Genomic DNA, 18,741 nt, shown 5'->3' on the forward strand with positions numbered 1-18,741 from the left:
GAAAAAGCCCGCATGACAATGCGGGCTTTTCTGTATCCGGTAACGACGCGGAGCCTTACAGCTCTTTAACGGTACGAACCTGATCCTTGTTGATGCGGGTCTCTTTGCCGTCCAGCTGCTGGAACTCGTAGAAGCCCGAATCATCATCGTATTTCGGGGTGTCGACGGCCTGGATTTCGCGACCGTCATTCAAGGTGATCACTGTCGGCGATGAGCAACCGGCGAGGGTTGCCAGGCCCAGTGCGAGCATGAAAGTGGCGAGGGTCCGTTGGGTCATGAGTGTGTCTCCGAATGGGAATCTTCTGGTTACTGAGCTTGAGACGTAAACAAGGCGTGAGAGTTCCTTGCATGGTGTCAGTCTGACACAGTGTTGTGCAGATGTAACAATTGCGGGGTGTTGAGGTTGGCCAGCCGCGGATCGTTTTCGGGGCACTGCAACGCGACGGCGCCGAGGCTGCGCATTACCCGCCCCGGGCTACGTTCGCCAGCATTCCATGCCGCTTCGAACTCTGGCAACAGCGCCACCGGAATCACGCACAGCAGCGGTTCCCAATGTTCGCCATGGCGCAGCATTAAAGGTTTTTCACGTTGCTGATCGGCAGTAACCAGCATGTCCTTCAGCAGCGCCTCGTCGATTCGCGGCACATCGCAGGGCAACACCAGCAAATGCGAATGCCGTGCAGCCTTCAGCCCTGCCCGAATCCCGGCCAACGGCCCGGGGAAATCGCCTTCATCATCCATCACCAACTGATCGGCAAATCCGGCATAACGCTCGCGATTGCGGTTGCACGAGATGATCAGATCGTCGGTCAACGAACGCACCTTGCGCTGCAAATGCCCGATCAAAGGCTCGCCCAGCCACTCGATAAGCCCCTTGTCCTGACCGCCCATGCGCTGGCCGCGTCCACCGGCCAGAAGCAGGACTGAGCAGGATGGCAATTGGCTGTTCCAGGGCATGACGACTCTCCAGAGGGGCGGCGGAAAAATGAGCCGCTGTGATATAACACCGGGCTGTTTCCCCTACAACTGGAAGAGCCTATGAAAGCCAAGGCTGATGTACCTTTCGTGCCGCTCAATATTGCGGTGCTGACTGTCAGCGACACCCGAACCCTGGAAACCGATACCTCCGGCCAGGTCTTCGTTGATCGCTTGATCGCGGCCGGCCACGCGCTGGCCGAGCGGGTTTTGCTTAAAGATGATCTCTACAAAATTCGCGCGCAAGTCGCCAACTGGATTGCCGACGATGTGGTTCAGGTTGTGTTGATCACCGGCGGCACCGGCTTCACCGGGCGTGACAGCACGCCGGAAGCGGTGGCATGCCTGCTCGACAAACAGGTCGACGGATTTGGCGAACTGTTCCGCCAGATCTCCTTGGCCGATATCGGCACTTCGACCGTGCAGTCCCGGGCCTTGGCGGGTCTGGCCAACGGCACGCTGGTGTGCTGCCTGCCGGGTTCGACCAATGCGGTTCGCACCGGCTGGGATGGCATCCTCGCTGAACAACTGGATGCCCGTCATCGTCCGTGCAACTTCGTCACCCATCTGAAGCAGGCGGCGCCTTGTGAATCCCGTGGGTAAGCCGGGCAAGACTGGCAGTTTGCTGCCCGTCGAAACGGCGCTCGAGCGTTTGCTGGCAATGGCCGATGCGTCGCGCATTGTCGAGCGCGAATATTTACCGCTGTCTCAACTCGAAGGGCGGGTGCTGGCGGAAGATCTGATCTCGACGCTGGATCTGCCGCCTTGGCCGAACAGCGCCATGGACGGCTACGCCTTGAACCTGGCGGATTGGCAGGGCGAGCCGCTGCCGGTCAGTCAAAAGGTCTTTGCCGGGCAATCTCCGCAGCCGTTGGAACCAGGCACATGCGCACGCATCTTTACCGGTGCACCGCTGCCGCCCGGCGCCGACTGTGTCGAGATGCAGGAAAACGCTGAAGTTCAGGCCGACGGCCGAGTGCGCTTCCTCGAGCCTTTGAAAGCCGGGCAGAACATTCGTCCGCAGGGCCAGGAAACTACGGTCGGTGAATTGGTGCTGCAAGCTGGAACCCGACTGGGGCCGATTGAGCAAGGGCTGGCTGCTTCGCTTGGCTGTGCCGGCCTCCATGTCGTGCGCAAACCTCGCGTCGCGGTTTTGTCCACCGGGGATGAGCTGGTTGAACCCGGTCAGGCATTGGGTCCGGGCCAGATCTATAACAGCAACCGCGTGCTTTTGTGCAGCTGGCTGCAGCGTCTGGGTTGTGAAGTGATTGATGGCGGAATTCTCCCGGACGATCTGGCCACCACGCGGGCGCGGTTGGGCGAGCTACAAAATGTCGATCTGATTCTGTCTACCGGCGGTGTCTCGGTCGGTGAGGCGGATTTCCTCGGCATTGCCCTGCGTGAAGAAGGCGAGTTGGCCCTGTGGAAGCTGGCCATCAAGCCCGGGAAGCCGTTGACCTTCGGTCATTTCCGCAACGTGCCGGTGATTGGCCTGCCCGGCAATCCCGCCTCTACGCTGGTGACGTTCGCCGTGCTGACGCGCCCTTATCTATTGCGACGCCTCGGGACGCAGGACGTCGAGCCGCTGAAGTTTGCAGTGCCCGCAGGCTTTGTCTGGCCGGTGGCCGGCAATCGTCGCGAATACCTGCGCGGGCGTCTGGAGCAGGGGCGCGCAATCATTTACCGCAACCAGAGCTCGGGTGTGCTGCGTAGCGCCGCGTGGGCCGACGGGTTGGTGGAAGTCCGAGAGGGCCGCACGCTGCACGAGGGTGATGAAGTGAGCTTCATTCCGCTCAGTGACCTGCTGGGCTGACCGTTCTTGCCCAAGCACGCGTCGGCTGATGTGCGCGGCGCGTGCGACAAGTGATTCGGTCAGTTGCTGATCAGGGTCACCAACTGGTCGAATCGGCTGTTGGCCACCCATCCCAGCAGTCCCAGGATGACAGCGGTCGCACCCGCCGAATACGCCAGACGGTGTTTGATCGTGCGGACGTCATTGAGCACTTCGTCCATGTCGCGGCGCATGTATTTGAAGTGGGTTTCCAGCTCGCTGACACGGGGTTCCATATCAAACTCTCCAGTGGGCTTGGTGCTGTTACAGAAGTCTGGTTTCTTGCTGGCACGGCTTTCGGCGAGAGCGGCGACCGGGCTCACCGGTGCCTTGGTTTCATGGTTGTGCATGGAAGTACTCGCTGATCGTAACGATTGCACGCCTGCTGGTTTTTCCGTTGCGCGATTCATGAAAATAAATCGGGGGGTATCCGTACATTACCGGCACATCCTTGTGTTATTGGGTTGAAGGTTAAAGGTTGATGCTGCCAGCACACGGTGACCCATGGGGTGGGCGGGGTCAATTGAGCCGATTCCTCTTGTTTCGTAAGAAAAAATACCGCCGTGTAGGACGCCAGCTGCTGGATGAGCAATTAATTGCCAGCTCCGTGGCTTTTTTAAGGCGCACAGTGGTCAAGATGTTTCAATCGATTCAATTCTTGGAGTGACGTTATGAGTGAACGCCGGGCACTGCTGATCTTGCATGGCAAACAGGCACTCAACGAGGATGTCCGCGCTGCCGTCGAAGCCAAGCGCGAGCAAGGCTGGGAGCTGGCCGTGCGAGTGACCTGGGAGGCCGGCGACGCCCAGCGTCTGGTAGAAGAAGCGCTGGCAGCGGGCTACACGAAAATCATCGCTGGCGGCGGCGATGGCACCTTGCGCGATATCGCCGAAGCGCTGGCTCAACACCCGAAGAAAGCCAGCCTCGTTTTGCTCCCGCTGGGGACCGCCAACGATTTTTCCCGCGCCGCCGGTATTTCCCTGGAGCCTGCTGAAGCCCTTGAGCTACTGGATGTTCACCCCTCGGATATCGATTTGGGCGAGGTGGGCGGGCAGATTTTCCTGAACATGGCGACCGGCGGATTCGGCAGTCAGGTTACCGCCAATACTTCAGAAGACCTGAAAAAGGTCTTGGGCGGCGCCGCGTATCTGTTCACCGGCCTGACCCGGTTCAGCGAGCTGCATGCCGCTTATGGCGAGTTGCAGGGGCCGGACTTTCATTGGCAGGGCGAGCTGCTGGCGCTGGGCATCGGTAATGGGCGGCAGGCGGGTGGCGGCCATGTGCTTTGCCCCGAGGCGCGAGTCGACGATGGTTTGCTGGATATCAGCATCCTCCCGGCACCGCAGGAGCTGGTCGGCACGCTGAAGAATCTGCTGAGCGAGGGCTTCGGCCTCGACAATATGTTTGTGCGGGCGCGATTGCCGTGGGTCGAGATCAAGGTCGCCGAAGGGCTGAGCATCAATCTCGATGGCGAGCCGCTGGAGGGCGACAGTCTGCGATTTGTTGCGAAACCTGCAGCGTTGCAGGTGCACCTGCCAAAGGACTCGCCATTACTGGGCCAACAACCGTCGATCAGTCATCCAGGCTGATGATCTGCTCGCGCACGGCGAACAGCACCAGACCCGCCACGTCGTAGATTTGCAGGCGCTTCATGATCTGCGCACGGTGGGTTTCGACGGTCTTGACGCTCAAGCCCAGACCGTTGGCGATTTCCCGGGTCGATTTGCCGCGCACGATCAGCCGCAGGATTTCCAGCTGGCGCGCGGTCAGATTGTGTGAATCGGCGATGTCGGGCTGGCTTTTCTGGTTTCGGGTCAGTGCCTGATTGATCACCGTATGAGCGATGGCCGGGCTGAGGTAGCGTTCGTTGTTGCGCAGTGCTTCCAGCGCGTGTTCAAGCTCGGTGGCGGTGGTGTCCTTGAGCAGATAGCCGTGGGCGCCGGACTCCAGCGCCTGCATGATCAGCGCCGGATCGGTATGCATCGACAGGATCAGCACTTTGCTCTGCGGGCGCACGCGCTTGAGGCGTTGCAGCGCTTCCAGGCCACCGGTTTCCCTCATCGAGATGTCCAGCAATACGATGTCCGGGCTCAATTGCTCGACCATTTCGAGCAATTGCGAACCATCACTGGCTTCGCCGATTACCGCGTAACCGGGAATATCCAGTACCAGAGCGCGCACGCCGGCTCTGATCAGCGAGTGGTCATCCACCAGAAGTAAGTTACAAGTCAACGCATAACCTTATTCGTACTGGCCCTTTCGAGCGCTCGCGGCGCCCAGGGGAAAAGTGCTTCGATTCTTGTGCCTTTGCCCGGCTCGCTGGTAACGCTCAATGTGCCGCCCAACTGTTCGACGCGCTCGGCCATCCCGGCCATGCCGCGCTGGCCTTCTCTGGCCGGATCGGTAGCAGGGGCAAAACCGAGACCGTCATCGCTGATCAACAAAGTCAGACCTTGCGGCAGACGCTGTACCCGAATCAACAGGTTTTTCGCCTGTGCGTGGCGTAAGATGTTGGTCACGGCTTCCTGAGCAATACGAAACGCCGCGACGGCCATTTCCTCGGGAATCCCGTTGAGCCGCTGCTGGCAATCGAGACTCCAGTTAACCGGCGTGTTGGCCAACGTCTTGAGCAAGTGCGCACGCAGGCTGGCTTCGAGGCCCAGGCTGGTCAATTGCCGTGGATTGAGAATCGCCGAGACATCACGCACCTTGGTCAGGGTTTCATCCAGGGTGTCGCAGAGCACCGCGCATTGCTCCTGGAGTTCTGCCGGCAGGCGGCGCTTGAGCCAGTCACTTTGCAGTTTGGCGGCGGTAAGCAACTGGCCGATATCGTCATGCAATTCCCGGCTGAGGCGATGGCGCTCGTTTTCCTGGACTTGCAACAGTCGATCAGCCAGCTCTTGTGGTTGAAACTTGATCGATTTGCGCGACAAGCGATATTGCACCCAGACGCACGCGGTGGCGGCGATGTCGAGTGCCAGCAACCCCAAGGGAATGCGCGCGGAAACAACATACGCCAGCAGACTGCCCAGGGTCGCCAGAACACACAGAACCAGTGTGAAGCGCCGGGCGTTTTCCCGCGAGGGTGGCCATGTGATGAGTGACTTGAGACTGGCGTACATAACGGATGGAGCCAATGGATGTTCGCTGCGGGCAGACCGGCCGGTGGATGGCGGATCTCTGTCTGGAAATACTGTCAATTATGTTATGGATTCAAACCGTATTCGTTAAGCAATCATTGACTGGCAATAACATCGCTAATGAAACGCTGGAGTCAGTGTGCCATTAAGTGGCAAGCAATTAACCGGCGGCATAATACCACTTAACATACCGTTGGTCGCGGTTGCTATATATGTCCATTCAGTCAGGAAATAGCGGATCGTGGACGCAAGTTCCATATTGGAAAAGTCTGAATTCTTGTTTTTTGAATGACTTCCATACGTTTGGAAGTATCGCTTGCGGCACACAGGAAAACCCTGAGGGCGGTGCCTGGAAATCAGCCGTTGGTCGGGTTGATTATTTGGCCCGGACTGTCGCTGACAGGTACGAACTATTCATTTACGACAATATTGCTGCAGACAGGCTCAAGCCTGGCGAGCGGTAACGGACGCAGAGAGCAAACGTTTGCTCATCATCTTCGGCTCAAACGAGGTCTGGCCCATTTGTGCCGCAAAGGCTTCGAGCAGATCAGCCTGCTCGCGTTCATCCAGGCTTAGCTGCCCGGTCTTATGGTCGACCAGCTCAAGCTGCCAAGCCATCAGGGTGAAGCAGTCACGTAGCGCATCAAGGGCCTGTTCGTGCAGATCTACCCGGTCCTGAGTCAGATTCAGCAGGCTATAGATGTGCAGGGAGAATTCGGAGATCGCTTCCAGCGCCAACGCTTCGGCACGGCCAGCCAATTTCAGCAGAGTGCCGAGCATGCAGTCGATGGCATCCTTGTCATTGCTGATCAGTTGCAGATGGCTCAGGCATTCTTCGGACTTGGCGAGAAGCATTTCGGCCTCGACCAGAAATTCGGGGAAGCGTTGCGCCCAGTCTTTACGGTCGATTGGCATGTTCATCTCCACCACGTCGTGTTGGTTGACGGATGGCCGTGTGTGGCGACGATCGTGAATCGTCGGCAGATCGCGCCCGGCGGTGCAGGTGCACGGACCGAGGGGTTCCAGAGGGTGGGTTGCCACTGAATTGCGATCGCACACAATAGCCTGACTCCGTTCATGCAATGAGAATGGCGTCACAGTAATGGCTATTGGAAATGGCGAATATCAGGTTGGGCCTGATTGATCCTAGGGGAATCCCTTAGGCGCGGGAACCTAACGTGCAAACCGAGGTCGCGCCGCAATGAATCTAGCAGATGAAATCACGACTGCCAGTAAAGCATGATGTCAGTGTGACATCAATGGCCGTTTATGGCATTTTTAGCGGCGCGCTTTACAGCAATCAAGATTAGCTGAATGCAGCCGATAAACCCCCATAGTGAATTCATCAGAACAAGCCCAGGAGTCATTGATGGCCGGCATTCTCGACACGGTAGACCAACGCACGCAACTGGTGGGTGAGAATCGCCTGGAAATCCTCATGTTTCGCCTGGCCGGACGTCAATTGTTCGCGATCAACGTGTTCAAGGTTCAGGAAGTTCTGCAACTGCCAAAGCTGACCCTGATGCCGCAGCGTCATCCTTTCGTCTGCGGCGTGGTCAACCTGCGCGGCCAGACATTGCCGGTGATCGACCTGTCCCAGGCAATCGGCATGCGCCCGTTGGTGCCGGGCCCGAACAGCACGATCATCGTCACCGAATACAACCGTTCGGTGCAGGCCTTCCTCGTCGGCGGTGTCGACCGCATCGTCAACATGAACTGGGAAGCCATTCTGCCGCCGCCGACCAGTGCCGGCCGCCAGCATTATCTGACCGCAATCAGCAAGGTCGACGAGCAACTGGTAGAGATCATCGACGTCGAAAAAGTCCTCGCCGAGATCGTCCCGTACAACGCCAAGGTCTCGCGCGAAAAACTCGACGACCCGGTACTGGAGCGCGCCCGTGGCCGCGAAGTCTTGCTGGTGGACGACTCCAACGTAGCGCTTTCGCAATTGCGCGATACCCTCGGCCAGCTCGGGGTGAAAATGCACATTGCCAGCGACGGTCTGAAAGCCTTGAACATGCTCAAGGCCTGGGCCGATACCGGCGTGCACATGACCGACAAACTGCTGATGATCTTCACCGATGCGGAAATGCCGGAAATGGACGGCTATCGCCTGACCACGGAGATCCGCAACGACCCTCGTCTGCGTGGCCTGTACGTCGTGCTGCACACCTCGCTGTCCGGCAGTTTCAACGACTCGATGGTGAAGAAGGTCGGCTGCGACAACTTCCTCTCCAAATTCCAGCCGGACAAACTGGTCGACGTGGTGCGCCAGCGTCTGATGCTCGACGTTGTGCCGGCCTGAAACACGCACATCTTGCTTCCTGTGGGAGCGAGCCTGCTCGCGAAAGCGCAGGGTCGGACACATTGATGGCGAATGTGCCGGCCTGTTCGCGAGCAGGCTCGCTCCCACGGGGATTGTGTTTAAACCCCAGACGGCTTTGATTCGGTATTGAAGCTCGTATAGGGTGGCGTTTTTCCTCCAAGGAAGCTGGTCATGCTGCGTCTGAGCGCGCTTTATCGTTACCCGTTGAAATCCGGCAAGGGCGAAATCCTGCAAAGCATCGAGCTGGACAAGCTCGGGCTGGCGGGTGACCGACGCTGGATGTTGGTGGACGAGGCCAGCGGGCGCTTTCTGACCCAGCGTGCCGAAGCGAAGATGAGTCAGTTGTCGGCGCTGTGGAATGCCAGTGGTGGCTTGACCTTGAGCACGCCCGAGCAGGGTTCGATTGAAGTCCCATTGCCTGCTGCCGACGCCGAGCTGCGCGGTGTGACGATCTGGCGTGACACCCTGCGGGTGCCGGACGCCGGTGATCAAGCCGCGCGTTTTGTCAGCGAATTCCTCGGCAAGCCGACACGTCTGGTGCAAATGCCACTCGAGCGGGCGCGCACCACGCAGTCGGGTTTCGGCAAGGATGACGATCAAGTGGCGTTCGCCGATGGTTATCCATTGCTGCTGATCGGCGAAGCCTCGCGGCTGGCGCTCTCGGAGACGGTAGGGCGAGAGCTGGAGATGCTGCGCTTCCGCCCGAATCTGGTGATCGAAGGCAGCGCGCCTTACGCCGAGGACCAATGGAAACGCATTCGCATCGGCGATATCGAATTCCGCGTGGTCAAGCCATGTGCGCGTTGCATCATGACCACCGTCGACCCGCAAACCGGTGAGCGCAGTGCTGATCGTGAGCCGTTCGCGACGTTACAGAAACACCGCAGCACCGCCGATGGCGCGATGTTCGGGCAGAATCTGGTCAACGACGGTAACGGTCGCCTGGAAGTCGGCATGCCGGTGGAAATTCTCGAATAGTTTTTCCCTGAAACGAAAAATGCCCGGGTCTTTTGGACTCGGGCATTTTTTTGCGCAGTGAAACCGGCGGGATCAGCCGCGGTATTCGCACAGGTAAGCGGTATCGACCGCGACCTTCAGCTGGAACTTGCTGTTGGCCGGAACGTTGAACTGGCTGCCAGCGGCGAAGGTTTCCCAGTCGCTGCTGTCTGGCAGTTTTACGCTCAGCGCGCCGGACACCACGTGCATGATCTCGCGCTGGCTGGTGCCGAATTCGTATTCGCCCGGGGCCATGACGCCAATGGTCGCCGGACCTTCAGCGGTGCCAAAGGCGATCGACTTGACGGTGCCGTCGAAGTACTCGTTGACTTTAAACATGGGCGGATTCCTCGAAAAGGGCTTAAAAGGGGGCGGCCAGTATGCACAAGGCTTTTCGCGCCGTCACGCGTCTAAAGCGGCAGGACCAGCGGCAATAACCGTGCGGTATTGCGGGCATCTTCCAGCGCGCGATGTTGTTGGCCGCTGAACTGCATGCCCGCCAGTTGCAGCGCGCCGTTGAGCCCGAGTGGTCGTTCCAGGCGGCGGGCCTTGGCGAAGCGCTGTTTGAGGTTCATGTGCGGGACTTTGCTCAGGCCGCTGTCGATGTGCAGACGCTGCCACTCCTGCAGCAATTGCTGGCGATCGTAACCGCCCCAACTGGCCCAGCCTTCCAGACGGGTTTGATGCTGCGCGAGCCAACGCTCAAAGGCCGGCCAGACCTCGCTCAGCGGTTGCGCCGAATCGATGTTGGCCTGGGTGATGTGTGTCAGCTCCCGACAGAACGGCGTCAGCAATGGCCGGCGGGTCGGTTTGACGAAGCGCTGGAAGTGATCCTGCTCGCGCCCGGCGCGGTCGACCAGGGTCGCACCGATCTCGATAATTTCCATTTCCGTGACCGGCCAGCCACCCTCGTCTGTGGTGGCTTCCAGATCTATGACCAGCCAATGGGGCATCGCAGGGTTCCTGATTTCCGCGTTCTGATTTATCAGAGCGTAGTCAAACCCCGCGCTTGTGCCCGGGCGACTACTCGACCTGCAACAGAACCTGACGATTTTTTACCTGATCGCCGACCTTCACTTGCACCCGTTTGAGCACGCCATCGATGCCGGCCTTCAACGGATGCTCCATTTTCATTGCCTCCAGTACCACCAGCAATTGACCCTTGCTGACCATACTGCCTTCGCTGACCAGCACATCGACAATGGCACCGTCCATCGGGGCTTTCAGGATGCCGGAGGCGACGCTGGTCTGACTGTCGATCGGCGCATGAGTTCGATCCTCCAGGCGCAGGCTGCCCGGATGGGTGAACAGCCACAGCTGTTGGTCGTGCAGACGATAGGCGTGACGTTGGCGCAAGCCGTCGACTTCGATGGTGATCGATTGCGCGGCGTGCTCGATGATTTTCATCGCCAGAGTGCTTTCGCCAGCCTGCACGACCAACTCGCCGGGTTTGCGCGCCAGCACCGACAGCGTCCAGTCCTGCTCGTCACTGCCGAGCCGATAGTGCAACGGCACACTGGCGTTGTTGCGCCAGCCGTTCAACGGCGGGCGATGGGGCAGGGCGCTGGCCTGATAGAACAACGCCACGGCAATCGCCAGTTGCGCCGTCGTCGGCACATAAGTGTTGAGGCAGGCATGGCTGGAAAAATGTTGCTGGATGAAAGCGGTGCTGAAATCGCCGCTGATGAACTGCGGATGTTGCAGCAGGCCTTCGAGCAAGCGCTGGTTGCTTTGCACGCCGAGCAGCACGGTGTCCTGCACCGCACGCAACAATTTGCGTCGCGCCTCTTCGCGGGTTGCGCCGTGGGCGATCAGTTTGCCCAGCATCGGGTCGTAGAACGGGCTGACCGACTGGCCTTCAAGCAGACCGTGATCGATGCGCGCACCGCGATCCGAAGCCGGTTGCCATGCCGCAATTCGGCCGGTTTGCGGGAGAAAATCCGCAGCGGGATCTTCAGCGTAGAGGCGCACTTCCATGGCGTGACCGTCGAGACGAATCTGTGCCTGCGTCAGCGGTAGCGGCTGGCCCTCGGCAACCAGCAACTGCCACGCGACCAGATCCAGCCCGGTGATCAATTCCGTTACCGGATGCTCGACCTGCAGACGGGTGTTCATCTCCAGAAAGTAGAACTGCCCGCGCGCGTCGAGGAGGAACTCCACGGTGCCGGCGCCGACGTAATCCACCGCGCGCCCGGCCTTGAGCGCCGCTTCGCCCATGGCCTGGCGCAGCTCGGCGGTCATCACCGGGCACGGCGCTTCTTCGATGACTTTCTGATGGCGGCGCTGGATCGAGCAATCGCGTTCGCCGAGGTAGACCAGGTTGCCGTGCTGGTCGCCGAACAGCTGCACTTCGACGTGGCGCGGCTCGATCAACGCCTGTTCGAGAATCAGTTCGTCACTGCCGAAACCGTTCAGCGCTTCGGAGCGCGCGGTGCGCAGTTGCGCCAGCAGATCGCTGGCCTCGTGCACCAGGCGCATGCCGCGCCCACCACCACCGGCGCTGGCCTTGATCATCAGCGGATAACCGATGCGCTCGGCTTCGGCCAGCAGCGTCGCGTCGTCCTGCGCTGCGCCTTGATAGCCGGCAATGCATGGCACGCCGGCGTCGAGCATGGCGATTTTCGACAGGCGTTTGCTGCCCATCAGCTCGATCGCTTCGACGCTGGGGCCGATGAAAACCAGCCCGGCTTCGGCGCAGGCGCGGGCGAAATCAGCGTTTTCCGAGAGGAAGCCGTAGCCCGGGTGAATCGCGTCGGCGCCGCTGCGGCGGGCGGCGTCGAGGATCGCCGCAATGTTGAGGTACGACTGCTGCACCGGCGCCGGGCCGATGTGCACGGCCTGATCGGCCATTTGCACGTGTAGCGCATCGGCGTCGGCGTCGCTGAACACGGCGACGGTGCGATAGCCCAGCGCCTGGGCCGTGCGCTGGATGCGGCAGGCGATTTCACCGCGGTTGGCGATCAGGATTTTGTGGAGGGTGGGCATGGGCTATTTCCTCAGAAGTTGCGTCGCAGGTGCTGGCCTCTTCGCGAGCAAGCTCGCTCCCACAGAGATTTGTAAGTGATCCAGATCCAATGTGGGAGCGAGCTTGCTCGCGAAGCTTTCAGATAGCCCACCGCGGTTTACGCTTTTGCATAAAGGCCAAGGTGCCTTCGATCCCTTCCTCTCCAGTCACTGCCGCGCTGAACCACTGCGCCGCCTCATCAAGCAACTCACTCGACGGCTGTCCGGCACTCGCCAGCAACAATGCTTTGGTCGCGGCATTCGCTTCGGGTGCGCAGCGCAGTACCTGTTGCAAGACCTCATCCAGTCGCTCGGCCAGCGCCTGGGCATCCTGTTCAACGAAATGCACCAGCCCCAATCGCTGCGCCTCGGCGCCATCGAAACGCGCCGCCGTCAGCGCGAGCCGGCGGGTTTCGGTCAAGCCAATCCGCTGTACCACAAACGGTGCGATTTGCGCCGGGATCAGGCCAAGGCCGGTTTCCGGCAAGCCGAACTGCGCCTTGTGATCACTAATCGCAACATCGCTGACGCAGGCCAGGCCGAAGCCACCGCCGAGCACGGCGCCTTGCAACACGCAGATCAGCACTTGCGGCGTGTGTTGGGCTTGTTCCAGTAACGCACCGAACACCCGGTTCAACTCGCGGTAAGCATCCGCCCCCTGAGCCCGTGCGTTGGCCATGTCCTTGATGTCGCCGCCGGCGCAAAAATGCCCGCCGGCACCGCTGAGCACCAAGGCCCGCACTGTGCGGTCATCGCGTATCGCCGCCAGCACCGCGCGCAGTTCGGCGACCATTTGCAGGCTCATCGCGTTGCGGCTGTCCGGGCGGTTGAGGGTGATGTGCAGCACGCCGCCATGCAGTTCCAGCAACAGCGTCTGGCAATCGGGCAGGGGGCTCATTTCTTTTTCCCCGGCAGGATGCCCATCAGTTTGCAGATGATCCCCAGCATGATCTCGTCGGCGCCGCCGCCAATCGATACCAGACGCACATCGCGATAGGCGCGGGCCACCGGGTTGTCCCACATGAAGCCCATGCCGCCCCAATATTGCAGGCAGCTGTCGCTGACTTCACGGCCGAGGCGTCCGGCCTTGAGCTTGGCCATCGACGCCAGGCGCGTGACGTCCTGACCTTTGATGTACTGCTCGGTGGCCTGATAGACCAGTGCGCGCAGGCATTCGATTTCGGTCTGCAATTCGGCGAGGCGGAAGTGGATCACCTGGTTGTCGATCAGCGCGTTGCCGAAGGTCTTGCGTTCCTTGCAGTACTCGATGGTGCTGTCGATGCAATATTCCAGGCCCTTGATCATGTTCGCCGCGCCGAACAGGCGTTCTTCCTGGAACTGCAGCATCTGCATCATGAACCCGGCGCCTTCATGGCCGATGCGGTTGCGCTGCGGCACGCGCACGTTGTCGAAGAACACCTGCGCGGTTTCCGAACTGCGCATGCCGAGCTTGTCCAGGTGCGAGCTGAGGCTGATCCCCGGGGTGTTCATCGGCACCATGATCAGCGACTTGTTGATGTGCGGCTTGTCGTCCGAAGTGTTGGCGAGCAGGCAGATGAAATCAGCGCTCGGCGAGTTGGTGATCCACATCTTGCTGCCGTTGATCACGTAGTCATCGCCGTCCTTGCGCGCGGTGGTTTTCAGCCCGGCGACATCGGAGCCGGCGCCGACTTCGGAAACGCCGATGCAACCGACCTGTTCGCCAGTGATGGCCGGACGCAGGAATTCTTCGCGCAGTTCGTCGGAGCCGAAGCGGGCGAGGGCGGGTGTGCACATGTCGGTCTGTACGCCGATCGACATCGGAATGCCGCCGCAATGGATGGTGCCGAACTCTTCGGCGGCGACGATCGAATAGCTGTAGTCGAGGCCCATGCCGCCGAATTTTTCCGGCTTGGAAATGCCCAGCAGACCCAGGCCGCCGGCCTTGCGGAAAATCTCATGGATCGGAAAGCGCCCGGCCTTTTCCCATTCTTCGACGTGCGGGTTGATCTCGTGCGTGACGAACTGGCGGACGGTGCGGCGCAGGGCTTCGTGTTCCGGGGTGAAGATCATTGTTGTTGTTCTCCGTAGGATCCGTGGCGGTCAGAAGCGGCTGACGCCGAAGCTGTTGGGTTGCAGCGTGCGCATGTCGGCTTCGTGGCAGATATCCAGCAAGTAACCGAGCAGGGTGCGGGTGTCGCGCGGGTCGACCAGGCCGTCGTCCCACAGGTTGGCGCTGCCGTACAGCGCGGTGGATTGGCTGTCGAGTTTCTGCGCGGTCATCTGTTCGAGCATGTCGAGCATTTTCGGATCCGGCTCGATGCCGTCCTTGAGCTGTTTGGCTTCGGTAACGATGCGCAAGACCTTGCCGGCCTGTGCGCCGCCCATTACTGCCGTGCGGCTGTTGGGCCAGGCGAAGATGAAGCGCGGATCGAGGCCGCGCCCGCACATGGCGTAGTTGCCGGCGCCGTAGGAACCGCCGACGACAATGGTCAGTTTAGGCACCCGTGCGTTGGCCACCGCTTGAATCAGTTTCGAGCCGTGCTTGATCACCCCTTGCTGTTCCGATTCGGTGCCGACCATGAAACCCGTGGTGTTGTGGAAAAACAGCAGCGGCGTCTGGCTCTGGTCGCACAACTGGATGAACTGCGCCGCCTTGCTCGCACCTTGCGGGGTGATCGGGCCGTTGTTGCCAATGAAGCCGCAGGCGCGGCCCTGGATTTTCAATTGGCCGCAAAGGGTTTGCTGATCGAACTCGCCTTTGAACTCGAGAAAGTCCGATTCATCGGCAATCCGCGCGATGATTTCGCGCACATCGTAGGGCTTTTTTGCATCGTCCGGGATCAGCCCGAGCAGTTCGTCGATGGGGTAGAGCGGTTCTTTGAATCGCGGCTGCGGCAGCCACGGCAGCTGCTCGTTCCAGGGCAACATGCGCATGATGTCGCGGACCTGGCGTATGCCGTCAGCGTCGTTTTCGGCGAGATATTCGGCAGTGCCGGCGACCTGCGCGTGCATCTCGGCGCCACCGAGTTCTTCATCGGTGGCCACTTCGCCGGTCGCCGCTTTGAGCAATGGCGGGCCGGCGAGGAACAGCTTGGCCTTGCCGCGCACCACCACCACGTAATCCGACAATCCCGGTTGATAGGCGCCGCCCGCCGTGGCCGAGCCGTGCACCACGGTGATCTGCGGCAAACCCATCGCTGACATGCGCGCCTGATTGGCGAAACTGCGCGCGCCTTCGACAAAGATCTCTGCCGCGTAGTTGAGATTGGCGCCGCCGCTTTCGGCGAGGGTGATCATCGGCAGTTTGTTTTCCCGCGCGATCTGTTGCAGGCGCAGGGATTTTTTCAGGCCGCTCGGCGAGATCGTGCCGCCCTTGATTGCGCTGTTGTTGGCGACCACCATCGCGCGGATGCCGCAGACGTAACCGATCCCGGCAATCAGCCCGCCACCGGCCGAACTGCCGTCCTTGTCGTCGTGCAATTTGTAGCCGGCGAGGCTGGCCAGTTCGAGGAACGGCGCGCCGGGGTCGAGCAACAGGTTCAGGCGCTCGCGGGGCAACAGTTGCCCGCGTTTGCTGAATTTGTCTTTGGCTTGGGCGGCCTTGTTCAGCAGGTTCTGTTCGAGCTGCTGCACCTGCTCGATGGCGGCGAGCATGGCGGCGCGGTTTCGTGCGAAGGCTTCGCTGTGCGGATCGAGTTGCGACTGAATCTGCGCCATGGCTTATTCCTTGTCCTTGAGCACGTCGGGACGCAACACTTCTGGTAAATACGCGCGGTGAAAACCGTTGAACGATTCGCTGTGGCTGGCCTTGTGCAGCGGCCAGGCGCGACTGCCGAGGCTGGCGGCGCCGTCGATTTTCACTGTGGTGCCGCTGATGAATGCCGCCGCCGGGCTGAGCAGAAACACGATTGCCGCGCTGACTTCCGATTCGGTGCCGATACGCTTGAGCGGCACATGCTCGCGCAGGGTCGGAATCACCGCTTTGAATGCGCCCTCGTAAGTGTCCATGCCGCTGGAGGCGATCCAGCCCGGCGCCACCGCGTTGACCCGGACCCCGGCGTAACCCCACTCGAACGCAGCAGTCTTGGTGAAGTTGTCCATGCCCGAACGCGCCGCGCCAGAGTGGCCCATGCCGGGCATGCCGCCCCACATGTCGGCGAGCATGTTGACGATGCTGCCGCCGTGTTTGCTCATCGACTGGTTGAACACTTCGCGGGCCATCAGAAAGCCGCCGACCAGGTTGGTGCGCAGCACGGTTTCGAAGCCCTTCTGATTGATCGAGGCCAAGGGCGATGGGTACTGGCCGCCGGCATTGTTGACCAGACCATGGATCGGCCCGTGTTCGGCGATCAGCTCTTTGACCAGTTGCTTGACCGCTTCTTCATCGCGGATATCGCAGGCCTTCCAGTGCGCGCGGCCGCCGTCCTCGGCGATTTCGGCGGCGACCTTTTCGAGTTTTTCCGGCTTGCGCCCGACCAGCAGCACATTGGCGCCGAGGGCCGCCAGTTCGTGGGCGGTGCAGCGACCGATGCCGCTGCCGCCGCCGGTGACAATCAGGTTCTGGCCGCTGAACAGATCGGCGCGAAAAATCGTCGCGTAAGCCATGCACACCATCCTCTAGTCGAGCTGTTCGGCGATGCTCTGCGGCACCGGGATCTGGATTTCCAATAGTTGCTGGGCGAAGGCTTTGCCTTGCGGATCGATGCGCAGGCTGGCGACACCGCCACCGCCAAGGGCGTTTTCCAAAAGAAAATTAAGGCTGTGGGTGCCGGGCAGATACCAGCGTTCGACGCGCCCGAGAAGCGGATCGAGGACGTGCCGCATCCAGTCGACTACCACCGAGGGGGTCAGCGCTTCGGCGATCCACGGCAGGTAATCGGGATGGCGCGGCATCACGCCGATATTGCTGTGGTTGCCCTTGTCGCCGGAGCGCGCCACCGCCAGTTTCACCAACGGCACACTGGCATCGGCGCGGCCCTGGGGTCTGGGCGGCTGATGGGCGATCGGCAAATCTGCGCTGTCGAGGGCCACTGGGTCGGGGAGGGTGCACGGATGGCGCTCACCGGCCATGTCGATTTGCAGCGTGCAGGCATTTTTATCTATGAGAAATGAGAACAGGCGGATGACCGGGTACACGGTCGGACGTCCGCCGACAATGCCGGTCAGACCGGGCGCCATACCGGTCGCGGCCTGGGCGATCTCTTTGGAAAACAGCACCAGCGCGCGTTTGTCGGGATGGCGCACAGCGATTTTGATCACCACTTCACGGCTGTCGCGGCGCTGGCCGTGGGGGCCGTAGGTGGCTTCGCTGCCGAGCAGTTCGACATGGGTTTCGCTGTACGGCGCCCAGCCGCGCAGGCTGAACATCTCGGCGGTCTTGTCGATGATCGCCTGACTGACCCGCCGCGCCTTGTCCACCGCGTCGATGCCGGCCATCAGGCAACTGGCGGTGCAGCGAAAACCGTCCGGGTACGTGGCGCTGACCTTGTATTTGTCGCTGGGCGGCAGGCCTTTGGCACCGTGCACCTGCACGACGTTTTTGCCTTGTTGCTGGAGTTTGACCTGAGTGAAATCGCAGATCACGTCGGGTAACAGATAGGCCTGCGGATCGCCGATTTCGTAGAGCATCTGCTCGCCGACGGTCAGCGGCGTAACCAGGCCGCCGGAGCCTTCGGGTTTGCTGACGAGGAACTGGCCATCGGCGCTGACCTCGACGATCGGAAAACCGATGTGCTCGTAATCCGTTACCTCGCGCCAGTCGGTGAAATTACCGCCGGTGCACTGCGCGCCGCATTCGATGATGTGCCCGGCCAGCGCGGCCTGGGCAAGTTTGTCGTAGTCATGCCACGACCAGTCGAATTCGTGGACCAGCGCCGCGCTGACCACGGCGCTGTCGACCACCCGGCCGGTAATGACGATGTCGGCACCCAGGCGCAACGCTTCGACAATCCCTGGCGCGCCGAGGTAGGCGTTGGTCGACACGCACATGCGCGGAAGCGGCGCGCCGCTGAACATTTCGCGGATGTCGGCGGGGTGTTTGAGCTGTCCTTGCAGGTCATCGCCGAGCAACACGGAAATCTTCAGCTGGACCCCGGCCTGATCGCAGGCCGCTTGCAGGGCCGCCGCGCAAGCCTGCGGATTGACCCCGCCGGCATTGCTGATCACGCGGATGTTCTGTTCGGCCAGTTGCGTCAGCAGCGGCGCCAGCACTTCAACGAAGTCGCCGGCGAACCCGGCCTGCGGGTCTTTCAGGCGCGCGCCGGCCATCAGCGACATGGTGATCTCGGCCAGATAATCGAACACCAGATAATCCAGGTTTCCGCCGGAGACAAGCTGGGCGGCAGCAGTGGAAGTGTCGCCCCAAAAAGCACTGGCGCAGCCGATTCGCACGGTGGTTGGCATTTTTATCTCCGACTCAGGGACCTGCGACAGAAGTGTCTGGAGGCTACCAAGCAAGCGCTTGGTTTGTAAACAGGCGAAACATTCTT

19 protein-coding genes are annotated in these 18,741 nt (G+C 60.8%); 5 read left to right on the forward strand and 14 right to left on the reverse strand.

Features of this window, described 5'->3' with window-relative positions; genetic code table 11:
* Nucleotides 1-55: 55 nt before the first annotated feature.
* Together ND528_RS14540 and mobA are read right to left on the reverse strand one after the other, a co-directional pair.
* Nucleotides 56-277: a YgdI/YgdR family lipoprotein gene (locus tag ND528_RS14540; RefSeq protein ID WP_016770600.1), complete on the reverse strand. Its 222-nt coding sequence runs from the start codon at nt 275-277 to the stop codon at nt 56-58.
* Between the two features lie 77 nt (nt 278-354).
* Nucleotides 355-957, reverse strand: coding sequence for a molybdenum cofactor guanylyltransferase MobA (gene mobA, locus ND528_RS14545; RefSeq protein ID WP_263470574.1), 603 nt, complete (start codon nt 955-957; stop codon nt 355-357).
* An 81-nt stretch (nt 958-1,038) separates the two neighbouring features.
* Here mobA and moaB point away from each other — a divergent pair, with 81 nt between their 5' ends.
* Both moaB and ND528_RS14555 read left to right on the forward strand, forming a co-directional pair.
* Nucleotides 1,039-1,578 (forward strand): molybdenum cofactor biosynthesis protein B, encoded by a 540-nt coding sequence (gene moaB / locus ND528_RS14550; protein WP_263470575.1) that lies wholly within the window; start codon nt 1,039-1,041, stop codon nt 1,576-1,578.
* Complete coding sequence (locus ND528_RS14555; protein ID WP_263470576.1) at nt 1,562-2,788, forward strand: molybdopterin molybdotransferase MoeA; 1,227 nt, start codon at nt 1,562-1,564, stop codon at nt 2,786-2,788. The genes moaB and ND528_RS14555 overlap by 17 nt, the downstream gene beginning before the upstream one ends.
* Nucleotides 2,789-2,847: 59 nt before the next feature.
* On the opposite strand, the gene ND528_RS14560 is transcribed toward ND528_RS14555, so the two are convergent.
* On the reverse strand, nt 2,848-3,156 hold the full coding sequence (locus ND528_RS14560; protein WP_178083628.1) for a hypothetical protein: 309 nt from the start codon (nt 3,154-3,156) through the stop codon (nt 2,848-2,850).
* Between the two features lie 321 nt (nt 3,157-3,477).
* On the opposite strand from ND528_RS14560, the gene yegS reads away from it, so the two are divergent.
* On the forward strand, nt 3,478-4,395 hold the full coding sequence (gene yegS, locus ND528_RS14565; protein ID WP_137216153.1) for a lipid kinase YegS: 918 nt from the start codon (nt 3,478-3,480) through the stop codon (nt 4,393-4,395).
* Here the strand turns inward: yegS and ND528_RS14570 are convergent.
* From ND528_RS14570 to ND528_RS14580, 3 genes are all read right to left on the reverse strand, one after another.
* Nucleotides 4,379-5,038, reverse strand: a complete 660-nt coding sequence (locus ND528_RS14570; protein WP_041478445.1) for a response regulator — start codon at nt 5,036-5,038, stop codon at nt 4,379-4,381. The two genes, yegS and ND528_RS14570, sit on opposite strands and share 17 nt — an antisense overlap.
* The gene (locus tag ND528_RS14575) at nt 5,035-5,928 is read right to left on the reverse strand and encodes a sensor histidine kinase (protein ID WP_263470606.1); all 894 of its coding nucleotides are present in this window, start codon (nt 5,926-5,928) and stop codon (nt 5,035-5,037) included. Before ND528_RS14575 ends, ND528_RS14570 begins: the two co-directional genes overlap by 4 nt.
* 462 nt (nt 5,929-6,390) lie before the next feature.
* Nucleotides 6,391-6,861 carry a hypothetical protein gene (locus ND528_RS14580; protein ID WP_263470577.1) on the reverse strand — a complete coding sequence of 157 codons (471 nt, stop codon included), beginning with the start codon at nt 6,859-6,861 and terminating at the stop codon, nt 6,391-6,393.
* A gap of 454 nt (nt 6,862-7,315) precedes the next feature.
* Here ND528_RS14580 and ND528_RS14585 point away from each other — a divergent pair, with 454 nt between their 5' ends.
* Both ND528_RS14585 and ND528_RS14590 read left to right on the forward strand, forming a co-directional pair.
* Complete coding sequence (locus ND528_RS14585; protein WP_130909850.1) at nt 7,316-8,251, forward strand: chemotaxis protein CheV; 936 nt, start codon at nt 7,316-7,318, stop codon at nt 8,249-8,251.
* 192 nt (nt 8,252-8,443) lie between these two features.
* Entirely contained in the window at nt 8,444-9,250 is an 807-nt protein-coding gene (locus tag ND528_RS14590) for an MOSC domain-containing protein (RefSeq protein WP_263470578.1), read from the forward strand.
* A 72-nt stretch (nt 9,251-9,322) separates the two neighbouring features.
* On the opposite strand, the gene ppnP is transcribed toward ND528_RS14590, so the two are convergent.
* From ppnP to ND528_RS14630, 8 genes are all read right to left on the reverse strand, one after another.
* The gene (gene ppnP / locus ND528_RS14595; protein ID WP_039759849.1) at nt 9,323-9,607 is read right to left on the reverse strand and encodes a pyrimidine/purine nucleoside phosphorylase; all 285 of its coding nucleotides are present in this window, start codon (nt 9,605-9,607) and stop codon (nt 9,323-9,325) included.
* A gap of 71 nt (nt 9,608-9,678) precedes the next feature.
* The gene (locus ND528_RS14600) at nt 9,679-10,221 is read right to left on the reverse strand and encodes an exonuclease domain-containing protein (protein ID WP_212616817.1); all 543 of its coding nucleotides are present in this window, start codon (nt 10,219-10,221) and stop codon (nt 9,679-9,681) included.
* Nucleotides 10,222-10,291: 70 nt separating this feature from the next.
* The gene (locus ND528_RS14605; protein ID WP_263470579.1) at nt 10,292-12,253 is read right to left on the reverse strand and encodes an acetyl/propionyl/methylcrotonyl-CoA carboxylase subunit alpha; all 1,962 of its coding nucleotides are present in this window, start codon (nt 12,251-12,253) and stop codon (nt 10,292-10,294) included.
* Between the two features lie 118 nt (nt 12,254-12,371).
* Complete coding sequence (locus ND528_RS14610; RefSeq protein WP_263470580.1) at nt 12,372-13,169, reverse strand: enoyl-CoA hydratase/isomerase family protein; 798 nt, start codon at nt 13,167-13,169, stop codon at nt 12,372-12,374.
* On the reverse strand, nt 13,166-14,323 hold the full coding sequence (gene atuD, locus ND528_RS14615; protein WP_130912577.1) for a citronellyl-CoA dehydrogenase: 1,158 nt from the start codon (nt 14,321-14,323) through the stop codon (nt 13,166-13,168). Before atuD ends, ND528_RS14610 begins: the two co-directional genes overlap by 4 nt.
* A 30-nt stretch (nt 14,324-14,353) precedes the next feature.
* Nucleotides 14,354-15,970 carry a geranyl-CoA carboxylase subunit beta gene (gene atuC, locus ND528_RS14620; protein ID WP_263470581.1) on the reverse strand — a complete coding sequence of 539 codons (1,617 nt, stop codon included), beginning with the start codon at nt 15,968-15,970 and terminating at the stop codon, nt 14,354-14,356.
* Nucleotides 15,971-15,973: 3 nt separating this feature from the next.
* Entirely contained in the window at nt 15,974-16,858 is an 885-nt protein-coding gene (locus ND528_RS14625) for an SDR family oxidoreductase (RefSeq protein ID WP_263470582.1), read from the reverse strand.
* A 12-nt stretch (nt 16,859-16,870) separates the two neighbouring features.
* Nucleotides 16,871-18,655, reverse strand: a complete 1,785-nt coding sequence (locus ND528_RS14630) for an acyclic terpene utilization AtuA family protein (protein ID WP_263470583.1) — start codon at nt 18,653-18,655, stop codon at nt 16,871-16,873.
* Between the last annotated feature and the right edge of the window lie 86 nt (nt 18,656-18,741).

The organism is Pseudomonas mercuritolerans (assembly GCF_025706525.1).
GTDB lineage: Bacteria > Pseudomonadota > Gammaproteobacteria > Pseudomonadales > Pseudomonadaceae > Aquipseudomonas > Aquipseudomonas mercuritolerans.